The 5,829-nt window shown below is 66.0% G+C and carries 4 protein-coding genes; all 4 read left to right on the forward strand.

The window, feature by feature from the left end; all coding sequences use genetic code 11:
- A partial coding sequence (locus ACIQ51_RS13895; RefSeq protein ID WP_396205659.1) for an amidohydrolase occupies positions 1 to 688 on the forward strand: 688 nt, incomplete at its 5' end.
- A 142-nt stretch (positions 689 to 830) separates the two neighbouring features.
- A complete protein-coding gene (locus ACIQ51_RS13900; protein WP_396205660.1) occupies positions 831 to 4,046 on the forward strand; it encodes a glycosyl hydrolase in 3,216 nt (1,071 codons plus the stop codon).
- 158 nt (positions 4,047 to 4,204) lie between these two features.
- Positions 4,205 to 5,212, forward strand: a complete 1,008-nt coding sequence (locus ACIQ51_RS13905; protein WP_396205661.1) for an integron integrase — start codon at positions 4,205 to 4,207, stop codon at positions 5,210 to 5,212.
- A gap of 224 nt (positions 5,213 to 5,436) precedes the next feature.
- On the forward strand, positions 5,437 to 5,829 hold a 393-nt coding region (locus ACIQ51_RS13910), incomplete at its 3' end, for a hypothetical protein (protein WP_396205663.1).

Genomic DNA, 5,829 nt, shown 5'->3' on the forward strand with positions numbered 1-5,829 from the left:
GACGGGGCTTCCCTTCTGGCCCGCCGGCACGCTCAACCGCGGCGTGGTGCGCTACGACAGCGCCGGGCTGCAGGTGGAGCTCCACGCCATCGGCGACAAGGCGGTGCGCATGGCGCTCGATGCGTATGCGCAGGCACGGAAGGTGAACGGGGTGCGTGACAGCCGGCATCGCGTGGAACACGTGGAGGTGCCCAGTCCGCGTGACCTGCCGCGCTTCCGGCAGTTGGGGGTAATCGCCAGCACGCAGGCGATCTTCGCCACCCCGGATGTCACTACGCTCACCAACTATGCGCCGCTGCTCGGTCCGAAGCGGGCGGCCCTAAGCAACAACTTCCGGCAGTTCGATGAGGCGGGCGCCGTGCAGGCGTTCGGCAGCGACTATCCCGTGTTTCCCATGGATGTGATTCGGGGCATCTACACGGCGGTCACGCGCCTGACGCCCGAGGGCACACCCAAGGGCGGGTGGTATCCGGCGGGACGCATCAGCGTGGAGGCGGCGCTGCGCCACTATACGCGGGATGCGGCCTACGCGGGCTTCATGGAAACGGAGGTGGGCATGCTGCGTGTGGGTATGCTCGCCGACTTCGTGGTGCTGAGCGAGGACATTCTGCGTGTTGCGCCCGAGCAGCTCCTGCGCGTGAAGGTGGAGCGGACGGTGGTGGGGGGGCGCGAGGTGTATACGCGCTAATGCAGGAGAAGTGGATCGTTCCGTCTGGCCTCATCCCGTTCTTGGCCGCATTGTAGAGAGTGTCCATGGCTCCAGCGCTTCGGCGCGGGGGCTCGTTGTCATGTCCGTGCCATGTGTTGTCTCACCCCTGAAGACCATTCCCGTGCGAATCTCCCCCCGCAGCACGCTGGCCACCGCCGCGATGCTCCTCGCTGTCGCCGTGCAAGGCGCTCAGGCCCAGCGTGGCCAGGGCCGCCCCGCGGCCACCGCCGACACGTCCTTCGACGCCAAGTGGCGCAACATTGGCCCCAATCAGGCCGGCCGCATGGTGGCCGTGGCCGGCAGCAGCGCGCGCCCTGACGAGTACTACATGGGCACCACCGGTGGTGGGGTGTGGAAGACCACCGATGGCGGCAAGACCGTCGCGCCCGTGACCGATGCGTATTTCGGCGGCACGATCGGCAGTATCGCCGTGCAGCAGAGCAACCCCGACGTGGTGTGGGTGGGCGGTGGTGAAACGCCTATCCGCGGCAACGTGAGCCATGGCGACGGCGTGTGGAAGAGCACCGATGCCGGCAAGACGTGGCAGTACATGGGACTCAAGGAAACGCAGTACATCGCGCGCGTGCGCATTCATCCGGACAACCCGGACATCGTGTACGTGGGCGCGCTGGGGCATGTGTTCGGCCCCAACAAGGAACGCGGCGTGTACCGCACCACCGACGGCGGCAAGACGTGGAAGAACATTCTCTTCCGCAACGACAGCACCGGCGTGGCGGACATGATCATGGATCCGAGCAACCCCAAGATCCTCTACGTGAGCTTCTGGCAGGCTGGTCGCAAGCCGTGGCAGCTCGTGAGCGGCGGCATGGGGAGCGGGATCTTCAAGACCACCGACGGTGGCGACACCTGGACCGAAATCACGCGCAATCCCGGCCTCCCCAAGAGCGGACCGCTCGGCGCGATCGGCATCACGGTGAGCCCGGCCAAGCCGAGCCGCCTGTGGGCGATCGTGGAGCACGAGCCCAATGGCGGCGTGTATCGCAGTGACGATGCCGGTGCCACGTGGACGTTCATGACCGGCGACCGCAATCTCCGTCAGCGCGCCTGGTACTACAGCAAGCTGTACGCCGACCCGAAGGACACCAACGTGGTGTACGGCCCGCAGGTGAGCCCGCTCATCTCGAAGGACGGCGGCAAGACGTTCACGCGCGGCTTCGGCGGCGGTGACAACCACGACATCTGGATCGATCCCGCCGATCCGCTACGTGTGGCGGTGGCGCACGACAACGGCCTGATCGTGACCAAGGACGGCGGCAAGACGAGCGTGCGCGTGGCGGCGCCCACGGGGCAGTACTATCACGTGCACCTTACCAACCACTTCCCGTACCATGTGTGCGGCGCCAAGCAGGATGCCGGTTCGAGCTGCGGCCCCGTGCGTGCCGCGGCAGCCGGTGGTCGGGAAGCGATGATGGCGCAGATGATGGGCGGTGGGGCGCCGGCGGCGCCGGCGAGCCCGTTCAGCACCTTCTACAGCGTGGCCGGCGGCGAGAGCGGGTACATCAGCAGCAATCCGTCCGATCCCGACATCATGTACGGCGCGAACTACGGTGGCAGCATGGACATGCTGAACCGTCGCACCGGCAAGACGATCGCGATCGATCCGTGGCCGCTCAATCCCATGGGACACGACGCGAAGGACAGCAAGTACCGCTTCCAGTGGACGTATCCCATCGTGCACTCGCCGCACGATCCCAACACCATCTATGTGGGCAGCAACGTGGTGTTCCGGTCGCGCGACGGCGGCATGACGTGGACGCCCATCTCGAGAGATCTCACGCGGAACGATCCGCGCACACTCGGTGCGAGCGGCGGGCCCATCACGAAGGACCAGACGAGCGTCGAGTACTACGGCACGGTGTTTACGCTGGCCGAGTCGAAGCTGGTGAAGGGGCTGATCTGGACCGGCAGCGACGACGGGCTCCTTCACCTGTCGCGCGACAACGGGCTGACGTGGAAGAACGTGACGCCGAAGGGGCTTCCCGAGTGGATGCGCTGGAGCATCATCGAGGCGGGGCAGCATGCGCCGGGCACCGCCTATGTAGCGGGCAACCGGTACCAGATGGATGATTTTTCGCCGTATCTCTACAAGACCACCGACTACGGCGTGACGTGGACCAAGATCACGAGCGGCATCGCGACGGATCATTTCACGCGGGCCATTCGTGAGGATCTCCATCGTCCCGGCCTGCTGTATGCGGCGACCGAGCGTGGCGTGATGGTGAGCTACGACGCCGGCGCCAACTGGCAGAGCCTGCAGAAGAACCTGCCGCCGGTGCCGGTGCACGACATGATGCTGCGCGACGACGACCTCGCGATCTCCACGCACGGCCGCGCGTTCTGGGTGCTGGAGAATCTCACGAGCCTGCGCTGGGCCGATGCCGCGGTGAAGGCCGAGGGGAACGCGCCGTACCTGTACAAGCCGGTGCCGGTGTATCGCCTCAACGGGCAGACGCAGCCCACGTTCACCTATCGTCTGCCGGCCGACAGTCTGGTGGTGAAGTTCGAGTTCTACGATGCCGCCGGAAAGCTGGTGGGCACGGCTGCGAGCAACGACACCACGAAGGCGGCGGTGGACCCGCGCTTCGCCGAAATGGGGTTCACGCCCCCGCCGGTGCCGAAGCCGGGCAACCGCAAGGGGGTGAACCGTTTCACGTACACCATGAAGCACGATGATGCCGTGCGTTTCCGCGGCATGATCACCTGGGCCGGAAACGGCGGTGGCCCGGCGATGGCACCGGGTACGTATCGCGTGCGCATGACGGCGGGGAACAGTGCGCCGGTCTCGTACGACTTCCGCGTGTTGCCTGATCCGCGGAGCCCCGCCACGGAAGCGGATCTCAAGGAGCAGGTGCGCTTCGCGCTGCAGGTGCGTGACAAGATCACGGCGGCGAATCAGGGCGTGATCGAGAGCCGGAACCTCAAGCGTGATCTCACCGACCGTACCGCGAAGATGACGGCGGTGGCGGCGTTCGCGCCGCTGGCGAAGACGTTTGCCGATTCGCTGAATGTGGTGGAGGACTCGCTCTATCAGACGAAGAACCAGAGCGGTCAGGATCCGCTCAACTTCCCCATTCGTCTGAACGATCAGCTGGGTGGGCTGATGGGCTTCATCCTGAGTGGTGAGCGCCGTCCGGCAAAGCAGTCGTACGACGTATGGGGGGTGCTGGCGCCCAAGACGGACGGGGAGCTGGCGCGTCTCGAGCGGGTGATCACCACGCAGCTGCCCAAGGTGAATGCGCTGCTCAAGGCGGCCGGTCAGCCCGAGATCGTGCGCAGCAAGCGCGAGGGCTCGGCGCCGAGGCCGATCACGCCGTGATCAGTCGTTGGCCGAGTACTGACAACTCGTACTGAGAACTGACGACTCCCCGCCCTCCGCGGGGAGTTTGTCGTTGTCGCCCGGACGCTGCGTAGAAACGATCACATCGCGCACGTATCGGTGACGGCTGACAGGTACCGATTTCGTACCGTACCGAGATGTCCTCGCCTCGTCTTCTTGCGTTGCTTCGGGATCGGGCCGCCGTTCGCCGCTTCAGCCCACGTACCGTTCAGGCCTACTCACGTTGGGTGGTGCGGTATGTTCGCTACCATGGCATGTGCCACCCGGCAGAGCTGCCGGTGACCGCGGTTCGTGACTACCTCACACATCTGGCTGTAGAACGCGGGGTGGCGGCATCCACGCAGAGCCAGGCGCTGGCGGCATTACGCTTCCTGTACGGCGATGTGCTGGAACAACCCCTCCCGGCCATGGTCAACGTGGCCCCGGCCCGACGGCCGCACGTGCTTCCCAACGTACTCTCGCGGGATGCCGTCACGCGGGTACTCGGCGCCATGCACGGTGTGCCGTGGCTGATGGCCTCGCTGCTGTACGGCTCCGGCTTGCGATTGCAGGAGTGCTGTCAGCTGCGGGTGAAGGATGTGGATCTCGATCGACTGGAGATCCGCGTCCGTCGCGGCAAAGGCGCCCGAGATCGGGTGACGATGCTGCCGACGTCACTGGTGGACCCGCTGCGCGCGCATCGGGATGCCGCCAAGGTGGTGATGCAGCGCCGTTGGGCACGTGACCGCGGGTACGTGGTGCTGCCGTTCGCTCAGGGCACGAAGGCGGTTGGCGCCACACGGAACCCCACATGGTGCTGGCTGTTCCCCGCCACGCGCGAGTACTGGGATGCGGCCGCACGGCAGTGGCGTACCCACCACCTGCACCCCACCGTACTGCAGCGAGCGGTAGCTGAGGCGGCGCGGCTCGCGGGGATCGACCAGCGCGTGGGGTGCCACACCTTCCGGCATTCGTTCGCCACGCACCTGCTGGAAAACGGCTATGACATTCGCACCGTGCAGGAACTGCTGGGGCACCGCGATGTGAGTACGACCATGCTGTACACGCACGTGCTCAATCGTGGAGGCCTCGGGGTGCGGAGTCCGCTCGATCTCGACACCGCAGGGGCACGGCCCTCCCCCTTGCGGCTCTCTCGGCGCGCCTGAACGTTATGTCGCAATCTCCGCAGCCTAATGCCGCACACCCTGCGAGGCGGTGCCTTGCAAGGTGTTGCTCTCAAATGGCTTACAGGCTGTGGGGGTGAGACGACACACTCCGCGATAGACTGCAGGGGTTCGCTGCATAACTTCTGCCAGTGCAGGGATCGCCTGCAGGCTAATTCGCGTTAGCTCGCGTACCACCCCTGCTCTCCCAAGGATCGAGGTTCCTGATGTCGGATGGCCAGCGGCGCTACAGCGACGACGAGTTTGCCCGCATTCTGCGTACGGCAACAGCGCTGACGAGCCGAGCGGAAGGGGCGAGCCCGTCGTCGGGCGGGTTGACGCTGACCGACATGAAGGCGGCGGCGGCGCAGGTCGGGCTCGACCCCGCGCTTGTCGAACGGGCGGCGCGGATGCTCGTTGCGACGGCCAATTCGACACCGCTCGAACGGCTGACAGGTGGACCGGTTCGACACCATCACGAGGTGCACTTTCCCATAAAGCTCGACGAGGAGAGTGCCGCTCTCCTCCTCTCCGCCGTTCGCGTGCGTGCTGGCCAGGCCGGCCGCCGCGATGTCGGACATGCGAGCGCGATGGGCATGACGTGGCATGACGGTGGTGAC

Source organism: Gemmatimonas sp. (assembly GCF_044344655.1).
Taxonomy (GTDB): domain Bacteria; phylum Gemmatimonadota; class Gemmatimonadetes; order Gemmatimonadales; family Gemmatimonadaceae; genus Gemmatimonas.

What these genes read in the sequence shown, in the direction of transcription:
- ACIQ51_RS13905 (WP_396205661.1), top strand. Translation starts at nt 4,205, where the DNA reads ATGTCCTCGCCTCGTCTTCTTGCGTTGCTTCGGGATCGGGCCGCCGTT.